This window comes from Acinetobacter sp. YH12219 (assembly GCF_013417875.1).
Lineage (GTDB): Bacteria > Pseudomonadota > Gammaproteobacteria > Pseudomonadales > Moraxellaceae > Acinetobacter > Acinetobacter amyesii.
On sequence record NZ_VPDC01000015.1, the window covers coordinates 58,650 to 84,313 of the forward strand.

At 42.5% G+C, this 25,664-nt stretch carries 40 protein-coding genes; 36 read left to right on the forward strand and 4 right to left on the reverse strand.

Annotated features, from left to right (window positions below):
* Positions 1-60: 60 nt before the first annotated feature.
* The 31 genes from FTV04_RS11140 (at position 61) to FTV04_RS11290 (ending at position 17,257) form a co-directional block, all read left to right on the forward strand.
* The gene (locus FTV04_RS11140) at positions 61-798 is read left to right on the forward strand and encodes a type 1 glutamine amidotransferase (protein WP_180089573.1); all 738 of its coding nucleotides are present in this window, start codon (positions 61-63) and stop codon (positions 796-798) included.
* Positions 799-1,066: 268 nt separating this feature from the next.
* Positions 1,067-1,378 (forward strand): 30S ribosomal protein S10, encoded by a 312-nt coding sequence (gene rpsJ / locus FTV04_RS11145; protein ID WP_000070912.1) that lies wholly within the window; start codon positions 1,067-1,069, stop codon positions 1,376-1,378.
* Positions 1,379-1,437: 59 nt separating this feature from the next.
* Complete coding sequence (gene rplC, locus FTV04_RS11150) at positions 1,438-2,076, forward strand: 50S ribosomal protein L3 (protein WP_078189280.1); 639 nt, start codon at positions 1,438-1,440, stop codon at positions 2,074-2,076.
* 11 nt (positions 2,077-2,087) lie between these two features.
* Complete coding sequence (rplD, locus tag FTV04_RS11155) at positions 2,088-2,690, forward strand: 50S ribosomal protein L4 (RefSeq protein WP_078189279.1); 603 nt, start codon at positions 2,088-2,090, stop codon at positions 2,688-2,690.
* A complete protein-coding gene (rplW, locus tag FTV04_RS11160; RefSeq protein WP_005012992.1) occupies positions 2,687-3,007 on the forward strand; it encodes a 50S ribosomal protein L23 in 321 nt (106 codons plus the stop codon). The genes rplD and rplW overlap by 4 nt, the downstream gene beginning before the upstream one ends.
* 11 nt (positions 3,008-3,018) lie before the next feature.
* Positions 3,019-3,843 (forward strand): 50S ribosomal protein L2, encoded by an 825-nt coding sequence (gene rplB, locus FTV04_RS11165; RefSeq protein ID WP_078189278.1) that lies wholly within the window; start codon positions 3,019-3,021, stop codon positions 3,841-3,843.
* Positions 3,844-3,862: 19 nt separating this feature from the next.
* Positions 3,863-4,138, forward strand: coding sequence for a 30S ribosomal protein S19 (gene rpsS, locus FTV04_RS11170; RefSeq protein ID WP_004281508.1), 276 nt, complete (start codon positions 3,863-3,865; stop codon positions 4,136-4,138).
* An 11-nt stretch (positions 4,139-4,149) separates the two neighbouring features.
* Positions 4,150-4,479, forward strand: a complete 330-nt coding sequence (gene rplV, locus FTV04_RS11175) for a 50S ribosomal protein L22 (protein ID WP_035265103.1) — start codon at positions 4,150-4,152, stop codon at positions 4,477-4,479.
* 1 nt (position 4,480) lies between these two features.
* Positions 4,481-5,233 carry a 30S ribosomal protein S3 gene (rpsC, locus tag FTV04_RS11180; RefSeq protein WP_078189277.1) on the forward strand — a complete coding sequence of 251 codons (753 nt, stop codon included), beginning with the start codon at positions 4,481-4,483 and terminating at the stop codon, positions 5,231-5,233.
* Between the two features lie 3 nt (positions 5,234-5,236).
* Entirely contained in the window at positions 5,237-5,650 is a 414-nt protein-coding gene (gene rplP, locus FTV04_RS11185) for a 50S ribosomal protein L16 (RefSeq protein WP_068909575.1), read from the forward strand.
* Positions 5,650-5,847, forward strand: coding sequence for a 50S ribosomal protein L29 (gene rpmC, locus FTV04_RS11190; RefSeq protein ID WP_005012982.1), 198 nt, complete (start codon positions 5,650-5,652; stop codon positions 5,845-5,847). Before rplP ends, rpmC begins: the two co-directional genes overlap by 1 nt.
* A complete protein-coding gene (rpsQ, locus tag FTV04_RS11195) occupies positions 5,844-6,101 on the forward strand; it encodes a 30S ribosomal protein S17 (RefSeq protein ID WP_078189275.1) in 258 nt (85 codons plus the stop codon). Before rpmC ends, rpsQ begins: the two co-directional genes overlap by 4 nt.
* Positions 6,102-6,190: 89 nt before the next feature.
* Entirely contained in the window at positions 6,191-6,559 is a 369-nt protein-coding gene (gene rplN / locus FTV04_RS11200) for a 50S ribosomal protein L14 (protein ID WP_005012978.1), read from the forward strand.
* Between the two features lie 9 nt (positions 6,560-6,568).
* Positions 6,569-6,886 carry a 50S ribosomal protein L24 gene (gene rplX, locus FTV04_RS11205; protein WP_078189274.1) on the forward strand — a complete coding sequence of 106 codons (318 nt, stop codon included), beginning with the start codon at positions 6,569-6,571 and terminating at the stop codon, positions 6,884-6,886.
* 15 nt (positions 6,887-6,901) lie between these two features.
* Positions 6,902-7,438 carry a 50S ribosomal protein L5 gene (gene rplE / locus FTV04_RS11210; RefSeq protein ID WP_067762907.1) on the forward strand — a complete coding sequence of 179 codons (537 nt, stop codon included), beginning with the start codon at positions 6,902-6,904 and terminating at the stop codon, positions 7,436-7,438.
* A gap of 9 nt (positions 7,439-7,447) precedes the next feature.
* Positions 7,448-7,753, forward strand: a complete 306-nt coding sequence (gene rpsN, locus FTV04_RS11215; RefSeq protein ID WP_067762906.1) for a 30S ribosomal protein S14 — start codon at positions 7,448-7,450, stop codon at positions 7,751-7,753.
* A gap of 12 nt (positions 7,754-7,765) precedes the next feature.
* Entirely contained in the window at positions 7,766-8,161 is a 396-nt protein-coding gene (gene rpsH / locus FTV04_RS11220; protein WP_078189273.1) for a 30S ribosomal protein S8, read from the forward strand.
* Between the two features lie 13 nt (positions 8,162-8,174).
* Positions 8,175-8,708 carry a 50S ribosomal protein L6 gene (rplF, locus tag FTV04_RS11225; protein WP_078189272.1) on the forward strand — a complete coding sequence of 178 codons (534 nt, stop codon included), beginning with the start codon at positions 8,175-8,177 and terminating at the stop codon, positions 8,706-8,708.
* Positions 8,709-8,722: 14 nt separating this feature from the next.
* Positions 8,723-9,073, forward strand: a complete 351-nt coding sequence (gene rplR / locus FTV04_RS11230; protein WP_067762903.1) for a 50S ribosomal protein L18 — start codon at positions 8,723-8,725, stop codon at positions 9,071-9,073.
* 2 nt (positions 9,074-9,075) lie between these two features.
* Positions 9,076-9,573: a 30S ribosomal protein S5 gene (gene rpsE, locus FTV04_RS11235; RefSeq protein ID WP_067762902.1), complete on the forward strand. Its 498-nt coding sequence runs from the start codon at positions 9,076-9,078 to the stop codon at positions 9,571-9,573.
* 6 nt (positions 9,574-9,579) lie between these two features.
* The gene (gene rpmD / locus FTV04_RS11240) at positions 9,580-9,756 is read left to right on the forward strand and encodes a 50S ribosomal protein L30 (protein ID WP_005012961.1); all 177 of its coding nucleotides are present in this window, start codon (positions 9,580-9,582) and stop codon (positions 9,754-9,756) included.
* Positions 9,757-9,759: 3 nt separating this feature from the next.
* Positions 9,760-10,200, forward strand: coding sequence for a 50S ribosomal protein L15 (rplO, locus tag FTV04_RS11245; RefSeq protein WP_078189271.1), 441 nt, complete (start codon positions 9,760-9,762; stop codon positions 10,198-10,200).
* Positions 10,201-10,245: 45 nt separating this feature from the next.
* Positions 10,246-11,565: a preprotein translocase subunit SecY gene (secY, locus tag FTV04_RS11250; protein ID WP_171263746.1), complete on the forward strand. Its 1,320-nt coding sequence runs from the start codon at positions 10,246-10,248 to the stop codon at positions 11,563-11,565.
* 20 nt (positions 11,566-11,585) lie between these two features.
* Positions 11,586-11,702, forward strand: coding sequence for a 50S ribosomal protein L36 (gene rpmJ / locus FTV04_RS11255; RefSeq protein ID WP_000867907.1), 117 nt, complete (start codon positions 11,586-11,588; stop codon positions 11,700-11,702).
* A gap of 107 nt (positions 11,703-11,809) precedes the next feature.
* On the forward strand, positions 11,810-12,166 hold the full coding sequence (gene rpsM / locus FTV04_RS11260; protein ID WP_078189269.1) for a 30S ribosomal protein S13: 357 nt from the start codon (positions 11,810-11,812) through the stop codon (positions 12,164-12,166).
* A gap of 19 nt (positions 12,167-12,185) precedes the next feature.
* Positions 12,186-12,572, forward strand: a complete 387-nt coding sequence (rpsK, locus tag FTV04_RS11265) for a 30S ribosomal protein S11 (protein ID WP_001040166.1) — start codon at positions 12,186-12,188, stop codon at positions 12,570-12,572.
* 12 nt (positions 12,573-12,584) lie between these two features.
* Complete coding sequence (gene rpsD / locus FTV04_RS11270; protein ID WP_078189268.1) at positions 12,585-13,211, forward strand: 30S ribosomal protein S4; 627 nt, start codon at positions 12,585-12,587, stop codon at positions 13,209-13,211.
* A 17-nt stretch (positions 13,212-13,228) separates the two neighbouring features.
* The gene (locus FTV04_RS11275) at positions 13,229-14,236 is read left to right on the forward strand and encodes a DNA-directed RNA polymerase subunit alpha (RefSeq protein WP_004650465.1); all 1,008 of its coding nucleotides are present in this window, start codon (positions 13,229-13,231) and stop codon (positions 14,234-14,236) included.
* An 18-nt stretch (positions 14,237-14,254) separates the two neighbouring features.
* Positions 14,255-14,620: a 50S ribosomal protein L17 gene (gene rplQ, locus FTV04_RS11280; protein ID WP_005012953.1), complete on the forward strand. Its 366-nt coding sequence runs from the start codon at positions 14,255-14,257 to the stop codon at positions 14,618-14,620.
* Between the two features lie 216 nt (positions 14,621-14,836).
* Positions 14,837-16,327, forward strand: coding sequence for an NAD(P)/FAD-dependent oxidoreductase (locus FTV04_RS11285; RefSeq protein ID WP_180089575.1), 1,491 nt, complete (start codon positions 14,837-14,839; stop codon positions 16,325-16,327).
* 132 nt (positions 16,328-16,459) lie between these two features.
* On the forward strand, positions 16,460-17,257 hold the full coding sequence (locus FTV04_RS11290; RefSeq protein ID WP_373683914.1) for an alpha/beta fold hydrolase: 798 nt from the start codon (positions 16,460-16,462) through the stop codon (positions 17,255-17,257).
* A 43-nt stretch (positions 17,258-17,300) separates the two neighbouring features.
* Here the strand turns inward: FTV04_RS11290 and FTV04_RS11295 are convergent, their stop codons facing one another.
* On the reverse strand, positions 17,301-18,473 hold the full coding sequence (locus FTV04_RS11295; protein ID WP_180089578.1) for an acyl-CoA dehydrogenase family protein: 1,173 nt from the start codon (positions 18,471-18,473) through the stop codon (positions 17,301-17,303).
* 182 nt (positions 18,474-18,655) lie between these two features.
* Here FTV04_RS11295 and FTV04_RS11300 point away from each other — a divergent pair, with 182 nt between their 5' ends.
* The 5 genes from FTV04_RS11300 to FTV04_RS11320 all read left to right on the forward strand — a co-directional run bounded on the left by FTV04_RS11300 (position 18,656) and on the right by FTV04_RS11320 (position 23,969).
* Positions 18,656-18,913 carry a succinate dehydrogenase assembly factor 2 gene (locus tag FTV04_RS11300; RefSeq protein WP_078189264.1) on the forward strand — a complete coding sequence of 86 codons (258 nt, stop codon included), beginning with the start codon at positions 18,656-18,658 and terminating at the stop codon, positions 18,911-18,913.
* Positions 18,906-19,292, forward strand: coding sequence for a hypothetical protein (locus FTV04_RS11305; RefSeq protein ID WP_180089580.1), 387 nt, complete (start codon positions 18,906-18,908; stop codon positions 19,290-19,292). Before FTV04_RS11300 ends, FTV04_RS11305 begins: the two co-directional genes overlap by 8 nt.
* 519 nt (positions 19,293-19,811) lie before the next feature.
* Complete coding sequence (locus tag FTV04_RS11310; RefSeq protein WP_180021620.1) at positions 19,812-20,876, forward strand: hypothetical protein; 1,065 nt, start codon at positions 19,812-19,814, stop codon at positions 20,874-20,876.
* 43 nt (positions 20,877-20,919) lie between these two features.
* On the forward strand, positions 20,920-21,492 hold the full coding sequence (gene rrtA / locus FTV04_RS11315; protein ID WP_168379122.1) for a rhombosortase: 573 nt from the start codon (positions 20,920-20,922) through the stop codon (positions 21,490-21,492).
* A 191-nt stretch (positions 21,493-21,683) separates the two neighbouring features.
* A complete protein-coding gene (locus FTV04_RS11320; protein ID WP_180003463.1) occupies positions 21,684-23,969 on the forward strand; it encodes a TRAP transporter large permease subunit in 2,286 nt (761 codons plus the stop codon).
* Between the two features lie 87 nt (positions 23,970-24,056).
* Here the strand turns inward: FTV04_RS11320 and FTV04_RS11325 are convergent, their stop codons facing one another.
* The 3 genes from FTV04_RS11325 to FTV04_RS11335 all read right to left on the reverse strand — a co-directional run bounded on the left by FTV04_RS11325 (position 24,057) and on the right by FTV04_RS11335 (position 25,662).
* Positions 24,057-24,932 (reverse strand): DMT family transporter, encoded by an 876-nt coding sequence (locus FTV04_RS11325; protein ID WP_180008432.1) that lies wholly within the window; start codon positions 24,930-24,932, stop codon positions 24,057-24,059.
* Between the two features lie 66 nt (positions 24,933-24,998).
* Positions 24,999-25,436 (reverse strand): hypothetical protein, encoded by a 438-nt coding sequence (locus tag FTV04_RS11330; RefSeq protein WP_111885422.1) that lies wholly within the window; start codon positions 25,434-25,436, stop codon positions 24,999-25,001.
* 16 nt (positions 25,437-25,452) lie between these two features.
* The gene (locus tag FTV04_RS11335; RefSeq protein WP_171256675.1) at positions 25,453-25,662 is read right to left on the reverse strand and encodes a YheV family putative zinc ribbon protein; all 210 of its coding nucleotides are present in this window, start codon (positions 25,660-25,662) and stop codon (positions 25,453-25,455) included.
* Positions 25,663-25,664 lie beyond the last annotated feature (2 nt).

Genomic DNA, 25,664 nt, shown 5'->3' on the forward strand with positions numbered 1-25,664 from the left:
AGCAAAGTTGGCTTCATTCTTGCAAAACCGATAACAGAGCAACAACAATAGGTTTAGCGCATGAAGTCGCATTTAAAAGTACATTATTTTCAGCATATTGCTGGTGAAGGGTTCGGCAGTTGTTATGAATTTTTAAAACAGCATCAGGCCAAAATTACGGCCACAGAATTCTTTGCATTACCTGTCGATCAAGCCTTAGATCTCGAGGCTTTGCCGCATGTTGAAGATGTCGATTTACTTATCATTATGGGTGGAACCATGAGCGTAAATGATGAGGCAAATTTCCCATGGTTAAAAATAGAAAAGCGTTGGCTGCGACGCTATTTAGCCCTCGGTAAACCCGCAATCGGGCTTTGTTTAGGTGGGCAATTGATTGCCAATGCCTTGGGTGGGGCGGTGAGTCGAAATGCACAACAAGAATTGGGTTGGACGACCATCCGTAAGGTCGCAAACGTACCGCATGACTGTTTCAAACTACCTGAAGAGTTTAAAGTCATGCAGTGGCACAGTGAAACATTTGAAATTCCCAAAGGAGCGGTATTACTGGCGGAAAATGATGCATGTCGTAATCAAATGTATCAAATTGGACAAAATATTTTGGGCTTTCAATTTCATCCTGAAATTACCCCTGAAGTACTCGATTTATTTTTGGAAAATGATGAAGAGGTGGCATTTTTTTCAGGAACACATGTACAGCCAGTACATGATCTGCGGAAAAGCGCAAAAAACAAATTTATTGAGGGAAATCAAATACTAAACCAAGCAATAGAGTATGTATTAAGAAAAAATGCCTATTGATTAAAAGTTAAGCAATTGATCTTGCATAAAAAATGAAAAATATAAGAAAAACAGCAAAAGGGATTTGCTTATGCATTAAACAATAGCTATAATGGGCGACCCTTTGATGAAGGGGGTTAGCTACGAATAAAGTAGTTAACATCGTGACAGTCACGGCATCGATCGTGACCTTAGTGATATTTCACTGCTCTTGACACTTGCCTCTTTTAAAGTGGGGTGAGATGCGTCAAGGGTGATTCTTTATATATTTGGCTTGGAGTTAACTGGTATGTCTAACCAGAGAATTCGTATCCGTCTTAAGTCTTTTGATCACCGTCTAATTGATCAATCAGCTCAAGAAATCGTAGAAACAGCAAAACGTACTGGTGCACAAGTTTGTGGTCCAATCCCGATGCCTACACGTATCGAACGTTTTAACGTTTTAACATCACCACACGTTAACAAAGATGCGCGTGACCAATACGAGATCCGCACTTACAAACGTTTGATCGACATCGTTCAACCTACAGATAAAACTGTTGATGCATTGATGAAGTTAGATCTTGCAGCTGGTGTTGATGTTCAGATCGCTTTGGGTTAAGGCTTTCGGTTAATTAACGCTCTAAGTTAATTAGGCCGCTTTTTTAGAGGTTTATGCACATGGCTATTGGTTTAGTCGGTCGCAAGTGCGGTATGACACGTATCTTTACAGATGCTGGTGTTTCTGTACCTGTAACAGTGATTGAGGTTGATCCTAACCGCATCACACAAATCAAAACGCTTGAAACTGATGGTTATCAAGCGATTCAAATCACTACTGGTGAACGTCGCGAATCTCGCGTAACTAACGCTCAGAAAGGTCACTTTGCGAAAGCTGGTGTAGCTGCTGGTCGTCTAGTTCAAGAATTCCGCGCTACAGAAGCTGATCTTGAAGGTCGTGAAGTTGGCGGAACTATCGGTGTGGATGTGTTCACAGTGGGTCAAATTGTTGACGTTACTGGTACATCTAAAGGTAAAGGTTTCCAAGGTGGTGTTAAACGTTGGAACTTCCGTACTCAAGACGCTACACATGGTAACTCTGTATCTCACCGTGTTATCGGTTCTACAGGTCAAAACCAGACTCCTGGTCGCGTGTTCAAAGGCAAAAAAATGCCTGGTCACTTAGGTGCTGAACGTGTAACTACACAGGGTCTTGAAATCGTTGCTATCGACGCAGAACGTTCAGTTCTAGTTGTTAAAGGCGCGGTTCCTGGTGCTACTGGTGGCGACGTTACTGTTCGTCCTACTATCAAGGCCTGAGGGGAAATAACGTGAATTTAAATACTGTTTCCGGCTCTGCTGTTGAGTTATCTGAAGTTGCGTTTGGTCGTGATTTTAACGAAGCTCTTGTACACCAAGTTGTTACAGCTTACTTAGCTGGTGGTCGTCAAGGTTCTAAAGCGCAAAAATCACGTGCTGACGTTTCTGGCGGTGGTAAAAAACCTTTCCGTCAAAAAGGTACTGGCCGCGCTCGTGCTGGTTCTATTCGTAGCCCAATCTGGGTTGGCGGTGGTAAAACTTTTGCTGCTCGTCCACAAGACTGGTCTCAAAAAGTAAACCGTAAAATGTATCGCGGTGCTATGCAATGCATCCTGGCTGAGCTTGTTCGTCAAGATCGCCTTGTTTTAGTTGAAGAGATTGCTGTTGCAGCTCCAAAAACTAAAGAATTGCTTGCAAAACTTAACGACTTGAATGCACCTCGTGCATTAATCGTTACAGATGCTGTTGATGAGAACTTGTATCTTGCTGCTCGCAACATTCCACACGTTGATGTGGTTGATGCTGCTGCAATCGATCCTGTTAGCTTGATCGCGTTCGATAAAGTTGTTATGTCTGTTGCTGCTGCTAAGAAAATTGAGGTAGAACTCGGATGAACAACGAACGTATCTATCAAGTCCTACAAGGACCTGTATTCTCAGAAAAAGCACAAGTTTTAGGCGAAACTGCTGGTGTTCAAGTGTTCAAAGTTGCACTAGATGCAAACAAACTTGAAATCAAAAAAGCTGTTGAGCAACTATTTGGTGTTCAAGTTGTTAAAGTTAACACAACGATCACTAAAGGTAAGACTAAACGCTTTGGTAAAACATTAGGACGTCGTTCTGATGTTAAAAAAGCATACGTCACCCTGAAAGCTGGCCAAGATGTTGAAATGGCTGACTTGGGCGATACCGCTGAAAACGCAGCGGAATAAGGACGAAAATTATGCCGATTCAAAAATGTAAGCCAACGTCTCCAGGACGTCGCTTTGTAGAGAAAGTGGTTCATAACCACCTTCACAAAGGCGCGCCATATGCTCCGTTGGTTGAAGCTAAAAAACGTACTGGCGGTCGTAATAACAACGGTCACATTACAACTCGTCACGTTGGTGGTGGTCATAAACAGCACTACCGTATCGTAGACTTCAAACGTAACAAAGACAGCATCCCTGCTGTAGTTGAGCGTATTGAATACGATCCAAACCGTACAGCTCATATTGCTTTATTGAAATATGCTGACGGTGAACGTCGCTATATTATTGCACCTAAAGGCCTTCGCGCTGGTGATCAAGTTCAATCTGGTAACGATGCTCCAATCCGTCCAGGTAACTGCTTACCACTTCGCAATATGCCTATCGGTTCTACTCTTCACAACATCGAGCTTAAAATCGGTAAAGGCGCACAATTAGTACGTTCTGCTGGTACATCTGCTCAATTGTTGGGTCGTGACGGTTCTTACGCTATCATTCGTCTTCGTTCAGGCGAAATGCGTAAAGTACACGTTGAATGCCGTGCTGTGTTAGGTGAAGTTTCTAACTCAGAAAGCAACCTTCGTTCACTTGGTAAAGCAGGTGCATCACGCTGGCGTGGCGTTCGTCCTACCGTACGTGGTATGGCGATGAACCCAGTAGACCATCCACATGGTGGTGGTGAAGGACGTAATAAAGGTATTCAACCTGTAAGTCCATGGGGTCAAAAAGCTAAAGGGTACAAAACACGTACCAACAAGCGTACGACTAAGATGATCATTCGCGACCGTCGCGTTAAGTAACAAGTAAAGGAATCTGACAATGCCTCGTTCTCTGAAAAAAGGCCCATTCGTCGATGCGCACTTGTTCGCTAAGGTTGAAGCGGCTATCGCGGCTAATAACCGTAAGCCGATCAAAACTTGGTCGCGTCGTTCGATGATCTTACCGGATTTTGTTGGTCTAACAATTTCTGTACACAATGGCCGTAACCATGTTCCAGTGATCGTATCTGAGCATATGGTTGGTCATAAATTAGGTGAATTCGCGCCAACTCGTACCTATCGTGGTCACGGTGTTGACAAGAAGTCTAAACGTTAATAGGTGCTATGATGGAAGTAACTGCTAAATTACGCGGTGCCGCTATCTCGGCACAAAAAGCACGTTTGGTTGCAGACCTAATTCGCGGCAAATCTGTTGCGCATGCTTTAAATATCTTAAACTTCAGCAACAAAAAAGCTGCAGTTTTAGTTAAAAAAGCATTGGAATCTGCGATTGCAAACGCTGAACACAATAACAGTTTAGATGTAGACGACCTTAAAGTTTCTACGATCTACGTTGATGAAGGCATGAGCCTGAAACGTATTTTGCCACGTGCTAAAGGCCGTGCAGATCGTATTACTAAGCGTACTTGTCACATTACCGTTAAGGTAGGGGTTTGATATGGGTCAGAAGGTTCATCCAATCGGTATCCGCCTAGGTGTTGTGAAACGTCATAACGCTAACTGGTATGCGAATCCGAAACAATATGCTGAATATTTGCTAAAAGATCTTCAAGTTCGTGAGTTTTTAACTAAAAAACTTAAGAATGCGATGGTAAGCAATATTCTTATCGAACGCCCTACAGGCGCAGCTAAAGTAACTATTAGCACTGCACGTCCTGGTATCGTGATCGGTAAAAAAGGCGAAGACATTGAGAAATTACAACGCGAATTAACAGCCATTATGGGTGTTCCTGCGCAAGTAAGTATCAACGAAATCGATCGCCCAGATTTAGACGCTCGTTTAGTTGCTGAAGCAATCGCTTCTCAATTAGAAAAACGTGTAATGTTCCGTCGTGCTATGAAGCGTGCGGTTCAAAACTCTATGCGTGCTGGTGCTAAAGGTATCAAAGTAGAAGTTTCAGGCCGTCTAGGTGGTGCTGAGATTGCTCGTACTGAATGGTATCGTGAAGGTCGTGTACCTCTTCATACTCTTCGTGCTGACATCGACTATGCTACTATGCGTGCTGAGACTACTTACGGTACGATCGGCGTTAAAGTATGGATCTTCCGTGGTGAGATCTTGGGCGGCATGAAACAAGTCATGAACCCAGCTCCAGCTGAAGAACGTCCAGCTAAACGTGGCCGTGGTCGTGGTGAAGGTCAAGAGCGTCGTGGTCGTCGCAATGATCGTTCTGCTGAAAAAGGAGAATAATCCATGTTACAACCTAAACGTACTAAATTCCGTAAAGTGCAAAAAGGCCGTAACACTGGTCTAGCACATCGCGGTAGCTCAGTATCTTTTGGTACTATTGCACTTAAATCAGTTGAACGTGGTCAAATGACCGCACGTCAAATTGAAGCAGCGCGTCGTACAATCAGCCGTCGTATTAAACGTGGTGGTAAGATCTTTATCCGTGTTTTCCCAGACAAACCAATTACTGAAAAACCATTAGAAGTTCGTATGGGTAAAGGTAAAGGTTCTGTGGAATACTGGGTTTGCCAAATCAAACCAGGTAAAGTCTTATACGAAATTGATGGTGTTAACGAAGAACTTGCTCGCGAAGCGTTTACGCTTGCTGCTGCAAAACTTCCGTTTAAAACCACTATCGTGACTCGGACGGTAATGTAATGAAAACTAATGATCTACGTGAAAAGTCGGTAGAAGAGTTGACAGCTTTGCTTGATGAGCAACAGCTTAACCAATTCCGTCTTCGTATGGCGAAAGCAACTGGTCAATTGGGTAAATCGCACGAAGTTGCGCTTACTCGTAAGACAATTGCTCGTATTAAGACCCTCCTTACCGAAAAACAGGGGAACGGACAATGAGTGAACAAACAGTTCGCACGTTAACCGGTAAAGTAGTTAGCGACAAGATGGACAAGTCTATCGTTGTTCTTATCGAACGCCGCGTTCAACACCCGTTGTATGGCAAATCAATCCGCCGTTCAACTAAATTACACGCTCATGATGAAAATAATGTTGCTAAAGTTGGCGACGTAGTAAGCATCAAAGAAAGCCGCCCAATTTCTAAAACTAAGTCTTGGACTTTAGTTGAAGTTGTTGAAGCTGCTGCTGAGTAATTAAACGTTCTTGCATCATCGGTCAATTTCGAGTACTCTTTGAGCCTTTCGAAATTGCGACCGGTGATGCTCGGTTTTGGAGTAGGGCAATGATTCAAACCGAAAGTATGCTCGACGTAGCAGACAACAGTGGTGCTCGCCGCGTACAATGTATTAAAGTACTTGGTGGTTCACATCGTCGTTATGCTTCTGTTGGCGACATTATTAAAGTTACTGTAAAAGAAGCTATTCCACGTGCACGTGTTAAAAAAGGTGACGTGATGAATGCTGTAGTTGTACGTACAAAATTCGGCATCCGTCGTGCAGATGGTTCAGTTATTCGTTTCGACGATAACGCAGCTGTTATTTTGAACAACAACAAAGCGCCGATTGCAACTCGTATTTTCGGACCAGTGACTCGTGAACTTCGTACTGAACAGTTCATGAAAATTATTTCATTGGCTCCTGAAGTTCTATAAGAGGCACTCATGGCTAAGATTAAAAAGGGCGATCAAGTAATTGTGATCGCAGGTAAAGAAAAAGGCAAACAAGGTACTGTTTTGTCTGTTTCAAATGACCGTGTTAAGGTTGAAGGCCTTAACTTGGTAACGAAGCATCAAAAGCCTAACCGAGCTACTGGCGCTGAAGGCGGCATCGTAACTCAAGAAGCTGAGCTTCATATCTCTAACGTGGCAATTTTTAATGCTACAACCCAAAAGGCTGACCGTGTTGGTTACCAAGTGATTGAAGGCGTGAAAACTCGCGTATTCAAATCTAATGGTGAATCAGTGGCGGTAGCGAAGTAATAGGTTGACTAGGCAATGGCCAGACTTAAAACGCGTTACAACGACGAACTTAAGGCTCAATTAAAAGAAACATTGGGCGTTAAGAATGTGATGGATATTCCTCGCATTACAAAAATCACCATCAACATGGGTGTTGGTGCTGCATCAGCTGACAAGAAATTGTTAGATGGCGCTCTTTCTGATATGCAAGCAATTGCTGGTCAAAAACCAGTACTTACTTTAGCTCGTAAATCTATCGCTGGTTTCAAAATCCGTGATGGTTGGCCGATCGGCTGTAAAGTTACTTTACGCGGCGAACGTATGTACGAATTCTTAGACCGTTTGATCTCTATCGCGATCCCTCGTATCCGTGACTTCCGTGGTTTCTCTGCGAAATCATTCGATGGTCGTGGTAACTACTCAATGGGTCTTAAGGAACAAATCATGTTCCCTGAAATCGATTTTGATAAGATTGATCGTATTCGTGGTATGGACATTACCATCACTACGACTGCTCGCACCGATGACGAAGGCCGTGCGCTTATGCGTGCATTCGGCTTCCCGTTCAAATAAGAGGTCGATATGGCTAAGAAAGGTATGATTAATCGCGAATTGAAACGCGAAGCTACTGTTGCTAAATACGCTGCGAAACGTGCTGAATTAAAAGCAATTATCGCAAACGTTAATGCATCAGACGAAGAACGTTTCGAAGCGATGATGAAATTTCAAGCATTACCACGTAATGCGTCTCCAGTACGTCTACGTAACCGTTGTGGTTTAACTGGTCGTCCTCATGGTTACTTCCGTAAGTTCGGCTTAAGCCGTAACAAATTACGTGAAACAGTAATGCAAGGTGATGTACCGGGCGTTGTTAAGGCAAGCTGGTAAGGAGCACTATAAATGAGTATGCAAGATACCGTTGCCGACATGCTAACACGTGTTCGTAACGCACAAATGGCAAAGAAACAAACTGTTTCTATGCCAAACTCAAAGTTGAAAGTTGCGATTGCTAACGTACTTCAACAAGAAGGTTATATCGCTGATGTAGCTGTTGCTGACAATGAAGGCAAAGCGACTTTAACGATTACTTTAAAATATTTCGAAGGCAAACCAGTTATCGATACTGTGAAACGCGTAAGCCGTCCTGGTCTGCGTCAATATCGCGGTAAAGATGCACTTCCTAGCGTTAAGCAAGGTTTAGGTATTGCAATTGTTTCTACAAGCAAAGGCATCATGACTGATCGCGCTGCACGTGCTGCAGGTATCGGTGGTGAAGTTATTGCTTTTGTTTCTTAATAGGTGATTCCTCATGTCTCGTGTGGCTAAAGCCCCAGTAACTGTACCTAACGGTGTTACAGTTACTCAGAACGGCCGGCAGGTCGAAGTGAAAGGCAGCAAAGGTACATTGTCTTTCAACCTGCATGCGCTGGTCGAGCTAAAACAGGAAGACGGTACTCTAGTTATTGCTCCTAAAGCTGAATCTAAAGATGCTTGGATGCAAGCTGGTACTGCTCGCGCTGTGCTTAACAACCTTGTAAAAGGTGTTAACGAAGGTTTCGAACGTAAGTTACAGCTTATCGGTGTTGGTTATAAAGCTGCGGTTAAAGGTAACATTGTTAACCTTAACCTTGGTTTCTCTCACCCGATCGACTACAACCTTCCTGAAGGTGTAACTGCTGAAACTCCTACTGCAACTGAAATTGTACTTAAATCAGCTGATAAAGCTAAATTAGGTCAAGTTGCTGCAGAAATCCGTGGTTACCGTCCGCCAGAGCCTTATAAAGGTAAAGGTGTTCGTTATTCTGACGAAGTTGTACTTCGTAAAGAAGCTAAGAAGAAATAAGGCGCGAGGTTCTTATGAACGAAAAGAAACAATCCCGTTTGCGTCGTGCGAAAAGCACACGCTTGCACATCCGTGCATTGGGTGCGACTCGTTTGTGTGTAAACCGCACTCCGCGTCACATCTATGCTCAAGTTATCTCTGCAGATGGTGGCAAAGTATTAGCGCAAGCTTCTACTTTAGACGCTACTCTACGTGCTGGTACTACTGGTAACGTTGAATCGGCTCAGAAAGTTGGTGCTTTAATTGCAGAACGTGCTAAAGCGGCTGGTGTAACTAAAGTTGCATTTGACCGTTCTGGTTTCAAATATCATGGTCGTATCAAAGCCTTGGCTGATGCTGCTCGTGAAAACGGCTTGGAGTTCTAATCATGGCTAAAGTTGAACAAAACGAAGGTCTTGTTGAAAAGCTGGTTGCCGTTGATCGTGTAGCCAAAGTTGTTAAGGGTGGTCGTATCTTCTCTTTCACAGCATTAACTGTTGTGGGTGATGGTAATGGTCGCGTAGGTTTTGGTCGTGGTAAAGCACGTGAAGTTCCAGCTGCTATTTCTAAAGCACTTGAAGCTGCTCGTCGCAACATGATTACTGTTGACCTTGTTGACGGTACTGTTCAGCACCCTATCAATGCTCGTCACGGTGCAAGCCGCGTTTACATGCAACCTGCTTCTGAAGGTACTGGTGTAATTGCTGGTGGCGCTATGCGTGCAGTTTTAGAAGCTGTAGGTGTACGTAACGTATTAACTAAGTGTTATGGTTCTACTAACGCTGCTAACGTAGTAAACGCAACTTTTAACGGTTTGCGTGATATGACTTCTCCTGAGAAAGTTGCTGCGAAACGTGGTTTATCAGTAGCACAAATTCAAGGGTAATCAATCATGAAAACGATTAAAGTTACCCAGACTAAATCTTCATCGCACCGCTTGAAAAATCACAAGCTTAGCCTTAAAGGTTTAGGTCTGCGTCGTATTGGTCATACAGTTGAAGTGCAAGATACGCCTTCTAACCGTGGTATGATCAACCAAGTTTACTATATGGTTAGTGTAGAGGAATAAGCCATGACTCTGCGTTTAAATACAATTGCACCTGCAGAAGGTGCTAAGCGTGACAACCTTCGTTTAGGCCGTGGTATCGGTTCTGGCGTTGGTAAGACTGGTGGCCGTGGTGTCAAAGGTCAAAACTCACGTAAGAGCGGTGGTACACGTCCTGGTTTCGAAGGTGGTCAAACTGCGTTATACCGTCGTTTACCTAAATTCGGTTTCACTAGCCAAATGGCTTTGAAAACTGCTGAAGTACGTTTATCAGAACTTGCTAAAGTTGAAGGCGACATCGTGTCTCTTGAAACTTTAAAAGCTGCTAACGTTGTACGTAAAGATATGTTGCGTGCACGCATCGTACTTTCTGGTGAAATTACTCGTGCATTCACTGTTCAAGGTGTTGCATTGACTAAAGGCGCTAAAGCTGCTGTTGAAGCTGCTGGCGGTAAAGTCGAGGAGTAATCCCCAGTGTCTATGACTCCTAGTTCGACAGGTCATGTTAACATGATGAAAGGCCAACCTTTTCATGTGAAATATCGTGAAATTATTCGCCGTATGATGTTCCTCATCGGGGCGTTGTTGGTTTTTCGACTGGGAGCACATATTCCAGTACCGGGCATTAACAATGCCGCACTAGAGAATCTGTTTAATGCAAACCAAGGTACGATCCTTGGTTTGTTTAACATGTTCTCAGGTGGTGCATTAGAGCGTATGTCAATTCTTGCTCTTGGGATTATGCCGTATATCTCTGCATCGATTATCGTGCAGTTAATGTCTACGGTTGTTCCTTCGCTGGAAGCTTTAAAGAAAGAAGGCGAACAAGGTAAGCGTAAGATCAATCAATATACGCGACAAGGCACATTGTTTCTTGCACTTGTGCAAGCCGTTGGGATGTGTGCAGGTCTGATTAGTCAAAATATTACTTTGACTAGTGGACTTGCTTTTTACGTTCCTGCTGTAACTTCTTTGGTTGCAGGTACAATGTTCCTGATGTGGTTAGGTGAGCAAATTACTGAGCGTGGAGTAGGGAATGGTATTTCCATGATCATCTTCGCTGGTATCGTTGCTGGTTTGCCGAACTTGGTTCTGCAATCTTTAACCTCAGTAGATAATGGCCAATCAAGTTTAATTGGTCTTGCAATCTTTGCATTGCTATCTGTTGCAGTGTTAGCAGCAATTGTGTTTATTGAGAAGGCGCAGCGTCGCATTCCAGTAAACTATGCTCAAAAACAGCAAGGTCGTCGTGTATTTACTGCTCAGCAAACACATTTGCCATTAAAAATTAATATGGCGGGTGTGATTCCTGCAATTTTTGCGAGTTCATTGCTATTGTTCCCAGCGAGCTTAGGGCAATGGGTTGGCAGTGCAGACCCAAATGCTGGCGTGATTAAACGTGGCCTACAAGATTTGGCACTCGTATTGTCGCCGGGTCAACCGATGTATTTGGTGCTATTTGGTGCATTAATTATCTTCTTCTGTTACTTCTATACTGCGCTAGTATTTAGTCCGAAAGAAGTGTCAGAGAATTTAAAACGTAGTGGTGCTTATGTACCGGGTATTCGTCCTGGTGAGCAAACTGCACGCTATTTAGATCATATTTTGAATCGTTTGACTTTTATTGGCGCGGTTTATATCACAATCATCTGTTTAATGCCGATGATTCTACAAAGCTCATTTGGTATTCCATTTAGCTTAGGTGGTACGTCTTTACTGATCGTAGTGGTGGTGGTGATGGACTTTATGGCTCAGCTCCAAGCTCATCTCACATCGCATCAATATGACAATCAATCGTTAATGCGTAAAACGACTGCTCATCCGAAAGGATAAGCGCACTTAGAGGTTTCATTATGAAAGTTCAAGCTTCTGTAAAGAAAATTTGTGGTAGCTGTAAAGTTATCCGTCGTAATGGGGTTATTCGCGTAATTTGCAGCGCAGAACCTCGTCATAAGCAGCGTCAAGGTTAATCTGATCAAGACCTGTTGATTTCAGTAGGCTAATTAGGTTATTATCCGCCCCTCAAAGATTTTGTCGGGCGGTTGATTATCTTAACTGCCTTTTTGGAGAAAATTGAATGGCTCGTATTGCCGGTGTAAACATTCCGGATAACAAGCATGCTGTTATCTCTCTAACGTACATTTTTGGTATTGGTCGCCACACTGCAAAAGCTATCTTAGCTGCTGCTGGTATTGCACCAACAACTAAAATTCGTGAATTAGATGACGCTCAGCTTGATGCGATTCGTGCAGAAGTTACTAAGGTTCCTACCGAAGGTGATTTACGTCGCGAAATTTCCATGAACATTAAACGTTTAATGGATTTAGGCTGCTACCGCGGTCTTCGTCATCGTCGCAGCTTGCCTGTCCGTGGTCAACGCACCAAAACTAACGCACGTACCCGTAAAGGTCCGCGCAAACCTATTAAGAAATAAGATTTCTGGAAGCTAAAAGATGGCTAAAGATACTCGCACACGCAAGAAGGTCACTCGTACCGTCTCTGAAGGTGTTGCACACATTCACGCTTCTTTTAATAACACCATTGTGACTATTACCGATCGTCAAGGTAATGCACTGGCTTGGGCTACCTCTGGTGGACAAGGCTTCCGTGGATCACGTAAATCAACTCCGTTTGCTGCTCAGGTAGCTGCTGAAGTTGCTGGTAAAGCTGCTTTAGATTACGGTTTGAAAAACTTGGACGTCCTTGTAAAAGGTCCTGGTCCAGGTCGTGAATCTGCGGTTCGTGCTTTAGGTGCAGTGGGTTATAAAATTAACAGCATTACCGATGTGACGCCAATCCCGCACAACGGTTGCCGTCCACCTAAAAAACGTCGCGTGTAAGGAGAAACATTCATGGCTCGTTATATTGGTCCAAAATGCAAACTCTCTCGCCGCGAAGGGACAGACCTGCAATTAAAATCTGGCGTTAAACCATTTGACGTCAAAACAAAAAAAGCTGCTAAAGCACCTGGCCAACATGGTGGCGCTCGTGGCGGCAAACAATCTGAGTACTCACTACAATTACGTGAAAAACAAAAAGTACGTCGTATGTACGGTGTTTTAGAGCGTCAATTTAGTAACTACTACAAAGAAGCTGCTCGTGTTAAAGGCGCAACAGGTGAAAACTTGTTGAAACTTCTTGAAAGCCGTCTAGATAACGTTGTTTATCGCATGGGTTTTGGTTCTACACGTGCAGAAGCTCGTCAGCTTGTATCTCACCGTTCAATCACTTTAAATGGTCGTCGTGTTAACATCGCGTCTATCCAAGTTAAAGCTGGTGACGTTGTTGCAGTTCACGAAGGTGCTAAACAACAATTGCGTATCAAAAACGCAGTTGAGTTAGCGACTCAACGTGGCATTCCAGCTTGGATTGAAATTGATCATTCTAAATTGGAAGGTACGTTCAAAGCTGCACCAGATCGTTCTGATTTACCTGCTGAAATCAACGAAAGCTTGATTGTAGAATTGTATTCTAAATAATCCTTGAGGTAGCAATAATGACGCGTACTGCAAATGAGTTTCTAACTCCGCAAGCGATCAAGGTCGAAGCGGCAAGCGGGACCTCGGCAAAAGTTATTCTAGAACCATTAGAGCGTGGCTTTGGTCATACTCTTGGTAATGCTTTACGTCGTATCCTTTTGTCTTCTTTACCTGGCGCAGCCGTGGTTGAAGTAGAGATTGAAGGTGTCGAGCACGAGTACAGTACTTTGGAAGGCTTGCAGCAGGACATCGTCGAGCTCTTGCTGAACCTAAAAGGATTGTCTATTAAGCTGTTCGATCAAAATGAAGCTTATCTGACATTGGAAAAACAAGGTCCTGGCGACGTTACAGCCGCTGACCTTCGTTTACCACACAATGTTGAAGTGGTTAACCCTGAACACTTGATCGGTACTTTAAGTGCTTCTGGCTCATTAAAAATGCGCCTGAAAGTTTCTCAAGGTCGTGGTTATGAGACTTCTGATTCACGCTTCCCTGAAGGCGAAACTCGCCCAGTGGGTCGTTTACAATTAGATGCTTCTTACAGCCCAATCAAACGTGTGTCTTACACAGTGGAAAACGCTCGTGTAGAACAACGTACTGACCTTGATAAATTGATCATTGATCTTGAAACCAACGGTACTGTTGATCCTGAAGAAGCAATCCGCAAAGCGGCAACAATCTTGCAACAACAAATTGCAATTTTTGTTGATCTTCAGAAAGATCAAGCACCAGTTGCTCAAGAACCTCGTGAAGAAGTTGATCCGATTTTGCTTCGTCCAGTAGATGATCTAGAGCTTACTGTTCGTTCTGCTAACTGTTTGAAAGCAGAAAATATTTACTACATTGGCGATCTTGTTCAACGTACTGAAGTTGAGTTGCTTAAAACTCCTAACTTAGGTAAAAAATCGTTGACTGAGATTAAAGATGTTCTGGCATCGAAAGGCTTGCAATTGGGCATGCGTTTAGAGAACTGGCCACCGGCTAGCCTCCGCATGGACGATCGCTTTGCTTATCGTAGCCGTTAATTAAGTAGGACTATCACCATGCGTCATCGTAATAGTGGTGTGAAATTAGGCCGTACAAGCAGTCATCGTAAAGCGATGTTCCAAAACATGGCTAATTCTTTGTTCGAACACGAGTTAATTAAAACTACTGTTCCTAAAGCAAAAGAATTACGTCGTGTTGCTGAGCCTTTAATCACTTTAGCTAAAGTCGATTCTGTAGCAAACCGTCGTTTAGCGTTTGCTCGTACTCGTTCAGCTGCAACTGTTGGTAAATTATTTACCGTTCTTGGCCCTCGTTACAAAGAACGTAACGGCGGTTATCTACGTGTTCTTAAAGCGGGCTTCCGTGCAGGTGATGCTGCACCGATGGCTTACGTTGAGCTAGTAGATCGCGAAGTTAACTAATTTCGTGAAGAGCAGCGTACGTTGTTCTAAAAAAGGTCGGTTTTTAACCGACCTTTTTTAATGCCTGCAGTTTTGTATTGGCTGTATATTGTTAGACAATAATTCAATTTGTCCTTAAAAGATAAAAATAAATCGCCTTTTGCTTAAACTTGACATTGTGCATTGTCAAAAATGTGATTTAATAAATATAAATCTAAGATAGGTTAAAAGAACAACATGGAAAAACAAGTTGATATTCTCATTGTAGGTGCAGGGATCTCTGGTGTAGGTTTGGCTGCTCATCTTTCAAAAAATTGTCCAAATCGTTCATTTGAAATTATTGAACGACGTGAAAGTTTCGGTGGTACATGGGATCTTTTTAAATATCCGGGTATTCGTTCTGATTCGGATATGTCAACTTTTGGCTTCAATTTTAAGCCGTGGAAAAAATCTAGTGTGCTTGCTGATGGGTCTTCGATTAAAGGCTATCTTTCTGAAGTGATTGATGAATATAAGATTAAAGAAAAAATTCATTTTCAGCACCGTGTTGTGAGTGCGAACTACGATTCACAAACTCGTAAATGGTCTGTTGTTATTGAAGATGCGAAGAAGAAACAACAAACCTGGGTTGCAAATTTCGTCTTTGGCTGTACGGGTTATTATAATTATGACCAAGGTTTCCAACCTGAGTTTAAAGGGCAGGAAAACTTTAAAGGTACCTTCATTCATCCACAACATTGGCCTGAAAATTTTAATTATGCAGGCAAAAAAGTTGTGATTATTGGTAGTGGCGCAACAGCAATTACCCTTGTGCCAGCAATGGCAAAAGGCGGTGCAGGGCATGTGACTATGCTACAGCGCTCTCCGACCTATATTGCCTCAGTACCTTCTATTGACATCATTTACGACAAAATGCGTAAAGTATTACCTGAAGATGTTGCTTATAAACTTACCCGTGCACGAAATATCGGTGTCCAACGGGCTGTTTATGCTGTTGCACAAAAGCAACCTAAATTACTCCGTAAATTTTTATTAAAATCAATTGAGTTGCAGTTGAAAGGTAAAGTGGATATGAAGCACTTTACCCCAGATTACAATCCTTGGGATCAGCGCCTTTGTGTGGTGCCAGATGGTGATTTGTTTAAAATTTTACGCGAAGGCCGTGCATCTGTTGAAACCGATCAAATTGAAAGTTTTACTGAAAATGGCATTCAATTAAAATCAGGTAACCATTTAGAAGCGGACGTGGTGATTTCAGCTACAGGACTCAACATTCAAATTCTAGGCGGGATCAGTGCCACAATCGATGGACAGCCACTGAATACCTCTAAGCATATGTTGTACCGTGGCGTGATGGTCAGTGATGTACCAAATATGGCGATGATTATTGGCTATATTAATGCTTCATGGACTTTAAAAGTCGATATTGCTTCTGAATACATCTGTAAATTGATTAACTATATGGATCAAAATGGTTATAACCAAGTGATTCCACAAGGTGATGCGACCGAGTTGTTAGAAGATACGGTGATGGGAAGTTTGACGTCAGGCTATATTGCACGTGCAGCGGATGTGATGCCAAAACAGGGTAAACATGCACCGTGGAAAGTCAGTAACAACTATTTGGCAGATCGTAAAGAATTAAAGCATGCTTCATTTGAAGATGGAGTGCTGAAATTTGAAAAAAAGTCAGATCAAGTGGCGGCTAAACCCAGATTAGTTTCTTAAGTCAGTTATAGAAAAAGGAGCATCATGCTCCTTTTTTTTGCTTTAGATGAGTGACTTTAGGGTTTTATTTGATGCGCTTTATTTGTTGAAAAATATATCATGTTGAAATAAGGAAAAGCACACAGGGTTAATGTGAATATTCAAGAACATTCAGAATTTATAAAATTAAATGCTTATGAGCTATATACCAAAGCTTGGCAGCCTGAAACTACAGATAAAGATGCAACTTTGGCTCCGATTATATTGATGCATGATTCACTAGGCAGTGTTGATTTGTGGCGTGATTTTCCTGCGCAATTGGCTGCTGAGTCTTGCAGAACGGTGATTGCCTATGATCGGTTGGGCTTCGGGAAATCATCAGCGAACCCTGATCCATTAAGTACTGATTTTGTCTATGCCGAAGCACAGCGGAGCTTTAGGGCGCTTCTTCAACATTATTCCATTCAACAGTTTATTGTTATGGGGCATAGTGTCGGCGGGGGAATGGCAGTCGTCATTGCCACTACATACCCTGAACAATGTCGAGCTCTGATCTCCATAGCTGCGCAGTATGAAGTGGAAGAACTGACATTATCGGGTATACGTGAAGCCAAAACAGGTTTTGCGCAGCCGGGACAGCTTGAACGCTTGGCTAAATACCATGGGGATAAAGCCCAATGGGTTTTGGATGCTTGGACTGAAACTTGGCTCTCACCGAGTTTTCGTCAATGGAACCTCGAGCAATATGTTGGAAAAGTACAGTGTCCAAGCTTGATCATCCATGGAGAACTGGATGAATACGGGACGACAGCACAAGCTCAGAAACTTTTTTCGGGTATACAAGGTGATGCTGAGCTAGAGATTTTGGAAGGGCTTCATCACATGCCGCACAAAGAGCAACCCGCATTGGTCGCTGCACTCATCTGTGATTTTGTGAATGATTTAAGTTGATATCGAAAGAATATAAAAGCCCATCCGATGATGGGCTTTGTTGTTATAAAGAGCGGGAAATCAGCTCTTTCATAATTTCATTGGTACCGGCATAGATACGGTTGGCACGGTTGTCGATATAAGCCCGTGCAATTGGATATTCAAGCATATAGCCATAGCCGCCATGCAACTGCAGACATTCATCCACGACTTTGGAGAACATTTCTGAAATTTTGTATTTAGCAGCTGCGGCTGCGTCAATACCGAGCTGTTCCTCAAGTTGCAGCTCCATACATCGGTCTAGATAAGTTCGACAAAAATCGATTTCAGTGCGTAGCTCTGCCAATTTAAAACGGGTGTTTTGGAAACTAGATACGGTCTTGCCAAATGCCTTACGCTCTTTGGTGTATTGAACAGTGTGCGCAAAGGCTGCTTCTGCACCGGCTTGGCAAATAATCGCGACCAACATACGTTCCCAAGCCAATTCCTTCATCAGCATCATAAAGCCCATACCTTGCATGCCAAGTAAGTTGCTTTTAGGGACGCGGACATTGTCAAAGAACAGTTCACAGGTATCCTGACCTTTCATGCCAATTTTATTTAAAGGTTTGCCTTTGCTAAAACCGACGCGATCTGCCTCGACGATAATTAGCGATAAATTAGCTGAACCTTTTTCACTATTACCTGTCTTGCAGACCACAATTGCCATGTCACATAAATAGCCATTGGTGATAAAGATTTTTGACCCATTAATAATATAGTCATCGCCATCTTCTGTAGCGGTTGTGCGTACCGCTTGTAGGTCTGAACCTGTGCCCGGTTCGGTCATTGCAATGGCAGTCACGGTTTCGCCAGAAGCCATTTTCGGCAGCCAATGCAGCTTTTGTTCTTCATTGCCAAAGTTATGAATATAATTGGCCACAATGTCGGAATGCAGTGAAAAGCCAGTAGAGGAGTCCATAGCATAGGCCTGCTCTTCAATCAGAATCATGCTATAGAGTCGGTCTACACCATAGCCACCGTAAGCTTCGGGCATGGTCGGGCAAAGTAAGCCCATGGCACCGGCTTTATTCCATAAGTCACGGTCAACGTGTTGCTGATTTTCGTATTTTTCGATATTAGGTATGACTTCTTTTTCATAAAATTTTCGTACTGTTTCACGAAATGCATCATGTTCTGCATTAAATAATTGACGTGGCAGCATGTTGTTGAGTGGGCGAATCGCTCCAGATTGCATTTTGAATATCCTATTCATTTTTATGGCTTTGTCTTCAACTTATAAGATGCAGCGTGTGACTGCAATGTGCAGAACATTCAAAAGCAAGAATTGCGATGAAGCATTCGGTCAATCTTTGAAAACACTCCACTTCAATGGGGTGGATGAGTTACACTAGACGGGTTCAACGATTGGGGAAGACAATGACTGATGAAATCAGCTTAGAAGAGCGTAAAGTGATCTACCGCGCACGTCGTGGTTTAAAAGAGATTGATGTTTATTTTGATCCCTACGTCAAAAATTACTATTTACAAGCCGATGCAGCTGAAAAAGACATGTTTGCAGAACTCGTTGCTGCAGAAGATCCAGATTTGTTGGATTGGTTTATGGAAGTTAGTGAACCGCCACGTCCTGAATTAAAAACGTTTATTCAAAAATTAAAACATTACGTTCATGGATAATCGGCAATTCAAACTGAAACGCAGTTTTTTATCGCATGCGTTTCAGTTTTTTATTTTTGCGGTATTGATGACGCTGCTTTATCAGTTACTAACACCTATGCTTTGGGGGGTATTTTTCCTCATTGGACTAGTGGTTTATGTACTGTTTTTCCGTAAGCATTTACACGTCACCAGTCTAGATTATTTGGATGGAACTGATTGGTCTTTGCAACGGCTCAACCGTCCAGTGCAACGCGTTCAAATTAGCCATATTTTGGATCATCAAATGTATATCGTGGTGTATTTTATGCATGCACGTGCAAAACCAGTGATTATTTGGCGCGATCAATTGTCATTGAAACAGTGGAAATCACTCAAAGTATTGGCCAAAATGATCTAATTGTTAGACAGCCTTTATTTTTAAAATTCAATAAAATGCAAATATTTCATTATCTTATATTGTGGGTAAAATAATCTTGTCTGACAGGATTGAAATTTATTGGCAAAATATTTAAATTGTCTGACAATTTTAAGCTGTGCGGTGATTCTCTGCCTATATATTAGCCTTACCAACAGCCGTTAAGGGAAATCATCATGATGATGCCAACTTGGATGTTTCTGGTAATAGCGATTGTGTTAGCAATTGTTATAGGACGACTAGGAACAGTGCTGAAGGAACAGTTAACTCAAAAATAAGCAGTCAAACGCTTTCACAGTTAATAAGTAGCATGTGCCGAACCGTCGCTATGCTACTTTTTTTTGCCTAAAATTTAGTCTTTGTAAAAAATCAGTCAATTGCATTCAGCGTGATTCATGGCACAGTGTGTCGTTCAAATTAGAGCAAATACTCTTTTATTCATTTTTTGCTTCTGATATGTTTGTCGTGATGGACATAAACACAATTATAGAGGACAGGAAAATGTCGAGCGTCCAAAAAATATGCCAGGGTGTGGCAGTTGTAGCAATAACAAGTACATTATTCGCGGGTTGTTCGCAGGTTGTAAAAACCGGTGCTAATGTTGCACTCGGATTTACAGAAAAACATATTGTGCCACCAATTTTAGCCATGGAAGATGCTGAAATGGTGTGTAATTCAGGTAATTCATTAACTCCAGCCATTATGGCCACCAAAGATATGGGCGCAGACCCAACACGTGTGGCTGTGTTGATGTATTCAGCAGCAGGGATTTGTGCAGAACAAAAAGCCTTGGATGCAGAGTTACGCTATTTACGTGCATCTAAAGCTAACCAAGTATCCGAAGCACAGGATGCTCGTGTTGAGCAAAAGCGTTGGGCGGCACTTGCTGCACAGCGTCAATATACCGGCTATCAATTATTTCAAGATCGTTTTGAAAAGAAGTATAAGAAAAGTCTAGGTGAAGGCTGTCCAAAAATGAACAGCGACATTGACCAAACAGTGTATATGTTGGGAATGTTAAGTGGCTTACAGGCCATGACCAATGATATTAACTCAGGTGGGGCGGTAAACGTTCCAAAAGACATTGCTGCGATTGTTGAACGCGGTATGGTATGTCTGAATAATGAAAAATTCTGGGGCGCACCAAATGCAACTCGCGCTGTGATCTGGACGTTATTGCCGGGTGCAGGTGATGGAAAACCTGATCCATACCAAACATTGAAACAATCTACGCAAATTGGTGAGCAAAAGGGTGTGAGACTGTCACATGCTTTATATGCGGTTGCTGCACAAGCCAGTGGCGATGATGCGAAAATCCGTGATGCCTTACGTACCTTTGCACAAGCGCGTAGCGATGAGAAACCTGTTAATCCACAATTTAAGCTCATCGATAGCATGGCTGAAACCATGGTGAAAGGGATTTCAGATCGTTATTGGACTGAACATACAGGCGTTCGTACGGCTGATGATGGTATGGAACATTTCTGGGATGAAAGTGCCAATAGTTCTGAACTCGATGATTTGTTTAGTGGTGATATTGAAACCAGTGGCACAGCTGCAAATTAATCTTTGCAATAGCGTTTAAAAGTGAGGTACAGGAGGAGCGAAAATGAAACTACAATTTTTAATACCGAAAATTGTCTTTCTTGCCGTATTCGTTTCGATCTGTGCCTCGCTACAGGTATTTAAAGATTATTTTATCTATTGGCAAGATGACTTATTTCATGATTTTTGGCGCTTATGGACCGCACATTGGGTTCACGTCGGTTGGATTCATTTTGTTTTAAATATATTGGCCTTTATTTGCTTACCGTTTATTTTCCCACGAGTTTCGACATGGCATTTTGTTGCCATTTTATTGATTTTATCTCCTTTAATCAGTCTAAGTTTCTATTTTTTCTTACCCGATATTGAAGCCTATGCCGGATTATCTGGTGTCTTACATGGTGCCTATGTCGCGGTCGCTTGTGTGCATTTGATGTATCGACGGGAGCGAAATTTTGCAGCCTTTGTATTGTTGCTGATTTTGGCAAAATTGGTGTGGGAAAATACCGTGGGCAATACGGGAACGGCTGAATTAATTGGAAGCCCCATTTTAGTCGAAGCACATTTATTGGGGGTGATTTGGGGCATTATCATCGCCTTGTTCTATCTTGTTGGCAATTATTTCTGGGATCGTTAGCTCACTTTAGGTGATTGGGTTGACAAAAAAAACCGAAAAGAAAATACATATTGTCATTTTAATGTTTTGAATATTGATGCAAATTTAAACGTAATAATAAAACAGTTAGGTCAGGGAAAGGATCTTCTCGAGCCGCTAAGGAAAAGGATGCTTGGCTCCGCTAGGCTCCAAAATAAAAAATAGGAAGACTCATGCAAAATGATGCACAAAACAGATCCGGCATCGTCGGGCTGTTAAGGTATGTCTGGACAGAATGGATTTCGACTCTAGTCGTGTTGATCTTGCTTCTGCTTACATTGATTATCGGTACAGGGGAGATGATTCATGGTCAGCTTCTGCGTACTGGTGAGCGTTTGTATGGTAATGAAAGCATTGGGATGCAGTATTCATTTTTACGTGCAGAACCGACCAAGCCTGAATGTGACCGTAACCCGAATGTCGATGCGTTGGTGAAAACTCAAATGCAAGCCAATGCAGCAGATGAGTTTGCTGATTTTTTTGGTACGGCATCTGAGAATGACGTTCGTTCGTCTATTTTAGCGAGTGTGCAGCAGTGTGAAGAAAAGTATCAATTTTATGATAAAGCCATGCAACATATGGAGAAGCATCCGAGTATTCGCGCCTATCGTAATTTTGAAACAAGCTTCTTCGGTATCTTTAAATTTGGTACTGAAAATCGCGCCATTTTGTTGATTTTTATGGTGGTTATAGCTGCGATTAGTGCGACATTGAAAATTCATCATATTGGTCTACGCGGTCCTGCAACCAAGAAGGATTATCGTGTTTATAGCCTGATGATGAGCTTCGGTAATGGACTGTTAACCTACTCAAGTATCAGCCAATTCAATTCAGTGAAAAATTCGGGAGTTCCAATGACCACCGAAACTGAACTGATTTATTGGATGTGGATGACGCTGTTCTCAATCCTGACATTGATCAGTGTTTTGCAATTGTTTAGTCCGCCAAAAGATGCCAAAGAGGGCGGTAGTCTTAGTTTCGCGTTCCTAAGCGTGCCTTTATATGCGTATATGGCGTTGATTACAGGTATCGCCTTTATCTTCTTTATGGACTACCCGATGGGGCAAGGCATCTATTTAGGGCAATTGGTCGAGTTTTCAAGTATTTTCCTGAATCTAGCGTTATTCATTTGGGCGGGTATGTTGTTGAAGCAAACCCGTGTCGTAGATTTATTCTTGAATATTTTACGCCCATGGAACTTAGCTCCTGAGACTTTAACATGGCTGATTTTAATCGCAGCAGCATTGCCTACAGCCTATACTGGAGCATCGGGGATCTTTGTCATTGCGGCAGGCGCGATTATTTATAAGGAAGTGTGGAACGCTGGCGGACGCCGTCAATTTGCCTTGGCTGCAACAGCAATGTCCGGTTCGCTTGGGGTGGTTTTACGTCCATGCTTATTGATTGTGGTTGTTGCATCGCTAAATAAAGAAGTGACCACGGATCTGCTTTATCAATATGGTATTTATACGTTCTTGCTGACATCTACGATGTTTTTAATTGTGTCGTTATTTTTTGCAGAACATAAGTTCCGTATTGCTCAAGCCAATGTGGCAGCGCCGCAGTCAGGACGTGCCTTCTTAGCCGTTATTCCTTATATTGTGATTTTCGTGCTGATCTGGATGTTCTATAAATATTTATTGAATACAGATTTAAATGAATTTACTGCACCAGTCATGATGCCTGTTATTCTGCTGATGATCGTTTTAGTGGATAAATTACGTCATCAGCCAGCACCATTGTCAGCAGTTGGGCATTGGGATGAAACACTAACAGCAAATTATAGTGCGAATGCTGAACCTGCTTTAGCCGGCGCACAGGTTGCACATGCAGAATACCGTGAAGGATTACATGGCAATAGCACAGATGATGGGCAGGCTGCGAATCATACAGTGGCTCAATCCAGCTCTATGCAGATTCTACGTCAAGTTGGTTTTTGGAAGTCGATGCATATTTCGACCAGTGAAACCGTTGGACATATCGGTGCTTTGGTTATTTTGATGGCGCTTTCGGTAAGCGTTGGTGGATTGCTAGAGCGTACTGAAGTCATGAGTTTATTCCCAACTGATATCAGCAGTACTTTTTTGGTTATCACATTGATTGTCGGATTGATGGTCTTTGTGGGTATGATTATGGATCCGTTTGGCGCAGTCATTTTAATTTCTGCAACTATTGCTCCTGTAGCCTATCAATACGGTATTCATCCTGTGCATTTTTGGATGATTACACTCATTGGTTTTGAGCTAGGTTATGTTACGCCTCCAGTTGCATTGAACCACCTCTTGGCCCGACAGTCGATAGGGGATGCTGAAGTCAATGAAGCGGATGCTGAAGTTCGTCACTTGTCGTTTTATTACCGTTATGAACGTTGGATTTTGCCGCTGATTGTGCTGTTCCCTGCAATGTTGATTATTGCGTATCTGCCGTATTTCTTTAAGCTGTTTGGTTGGTATCAATAAATTAATTTTGAAGCATTAAAAAAGCACCTTCGGGTGCTTTTTTATTGAATAAGGGGCTGTGCATTTGATGGTAAATGGTTTGAATCTTTATGACTTTTTAAACTTATTTTGTAGGATTGGACTACAGAGCAAAATCGCTAAAAATATAAAAGCAAAGCCGAATAGGCTGTAAATGTCTGGCAGTTCCTGCCAAAGAACAAAGCCCCAAATACCTGCAAAAATAATCGTGATATAGTTCACGGGGCCAATTTGACCTGCGGGTGCGAGCTTATAGGCATTGGACATAAAAATTTGACTGATATTGGCCAAAAGTCCCGCTGTAATCAGAAAAGCTAACTCTTTTAAACTATAGGGACGCCAGAGCCAAAACATTGGGATCATGGAAATAAGTGTGCCAAAAAAGCAGAAATAAAACACAATGCGTTCAGGCGGTTCTGTTGCTGTAAGCGCACGGACAGTGACAAATGCCATGGCTGCCAAGAAGCTTGCGCTCAGTCCGATGAGTGATAACTGATTGAACATTCCTGCATCGGGCTTTGCGACGAAGAGCACGCCGATTAAACCAATGACTGCGGCAATGAGCATACTCAGGGTCATTTTTTCTTTTAAAAATAACCATGCAATTAAGGGGATAAAGATCGGTGAGGAATAGGTGAAGACCATGGCATTGGAGAGTTTTAAGTGTGCAATGGCATAAAAAAAGCCATACATTGCCACCAAGCCTACGATTGAACGCCATGTATGCATCCACAGTTTTTCAGTTCTAAAAAATGTGCTCCCTTTTTGCAGGATCAAAGGGAGAAAGATCAATAAGCCAACCGCATTTCGAAAAAATACGATGGTGGCATTATCTACCGTGTGAGATGCGTAGCGTATACAAACCCCCATGATGGAAAAAAGCAGCGCTGACAGCATGAGAAAGCCAATTGCTTTGGGGATATTCTGTGGTGTAGTAGTGGACATAACAAAAAGGCTAAAAAATCTGATGATATTCTAGCCTATAAGTACGCAGGGTGTAGCAGAAGTCGGTTATTTTGCTTGTTGTGCTAACTGGGCTTCGAGTAATTTAATTTGTTCTTCTTTCAGTTTAATCAGCTCATCTGCATCTGAATGCTGCTGTTTTAAGCTTTGTTCCTGATCATTCAATTGCTGTTGAATGTCATCTAATTTGGCAATTTCTTCTTTGGCTAAAGAGGCATTTTCAGGCACAGCTGCATCTAAAATGTCTTCTTCGACCAATTTAATGGTGTCAGTCTCTGCGGTAGGGACTGATGCTTCAGTTTCAGATTGGACAGGGACTGCAACAGGCGGTTTAGCCGGTGCAGCGACCATTTCTTCTTGAAGTACAGATTTATCAGCTGTACTGCTGCTTAACCATTGATATGCAAAAAAGATAGCAATCAATAACGTTAAGCCCCCAATGATTCCAACTAACAGTTTTGGATTATTTCTTTGATCTACTAGCATTATGTGACCTTAATTTTTATTTAGGCTGGCGCGGCTTAAATTGGATCACACCGATATCATCTGGCACGGCTGGTTGTTCAGGTTGATCGACATGAGTCGGTCGATTTTCACTGTAACCACAATCAATGCATTCGATCCATTCGTCTTCGCCAGAGGTCAGCATGACAACCCGGTCCATCGCTTGGCATTTTGGACATTTTGCACCTGCAATGAAGCGTCGTTTAATGG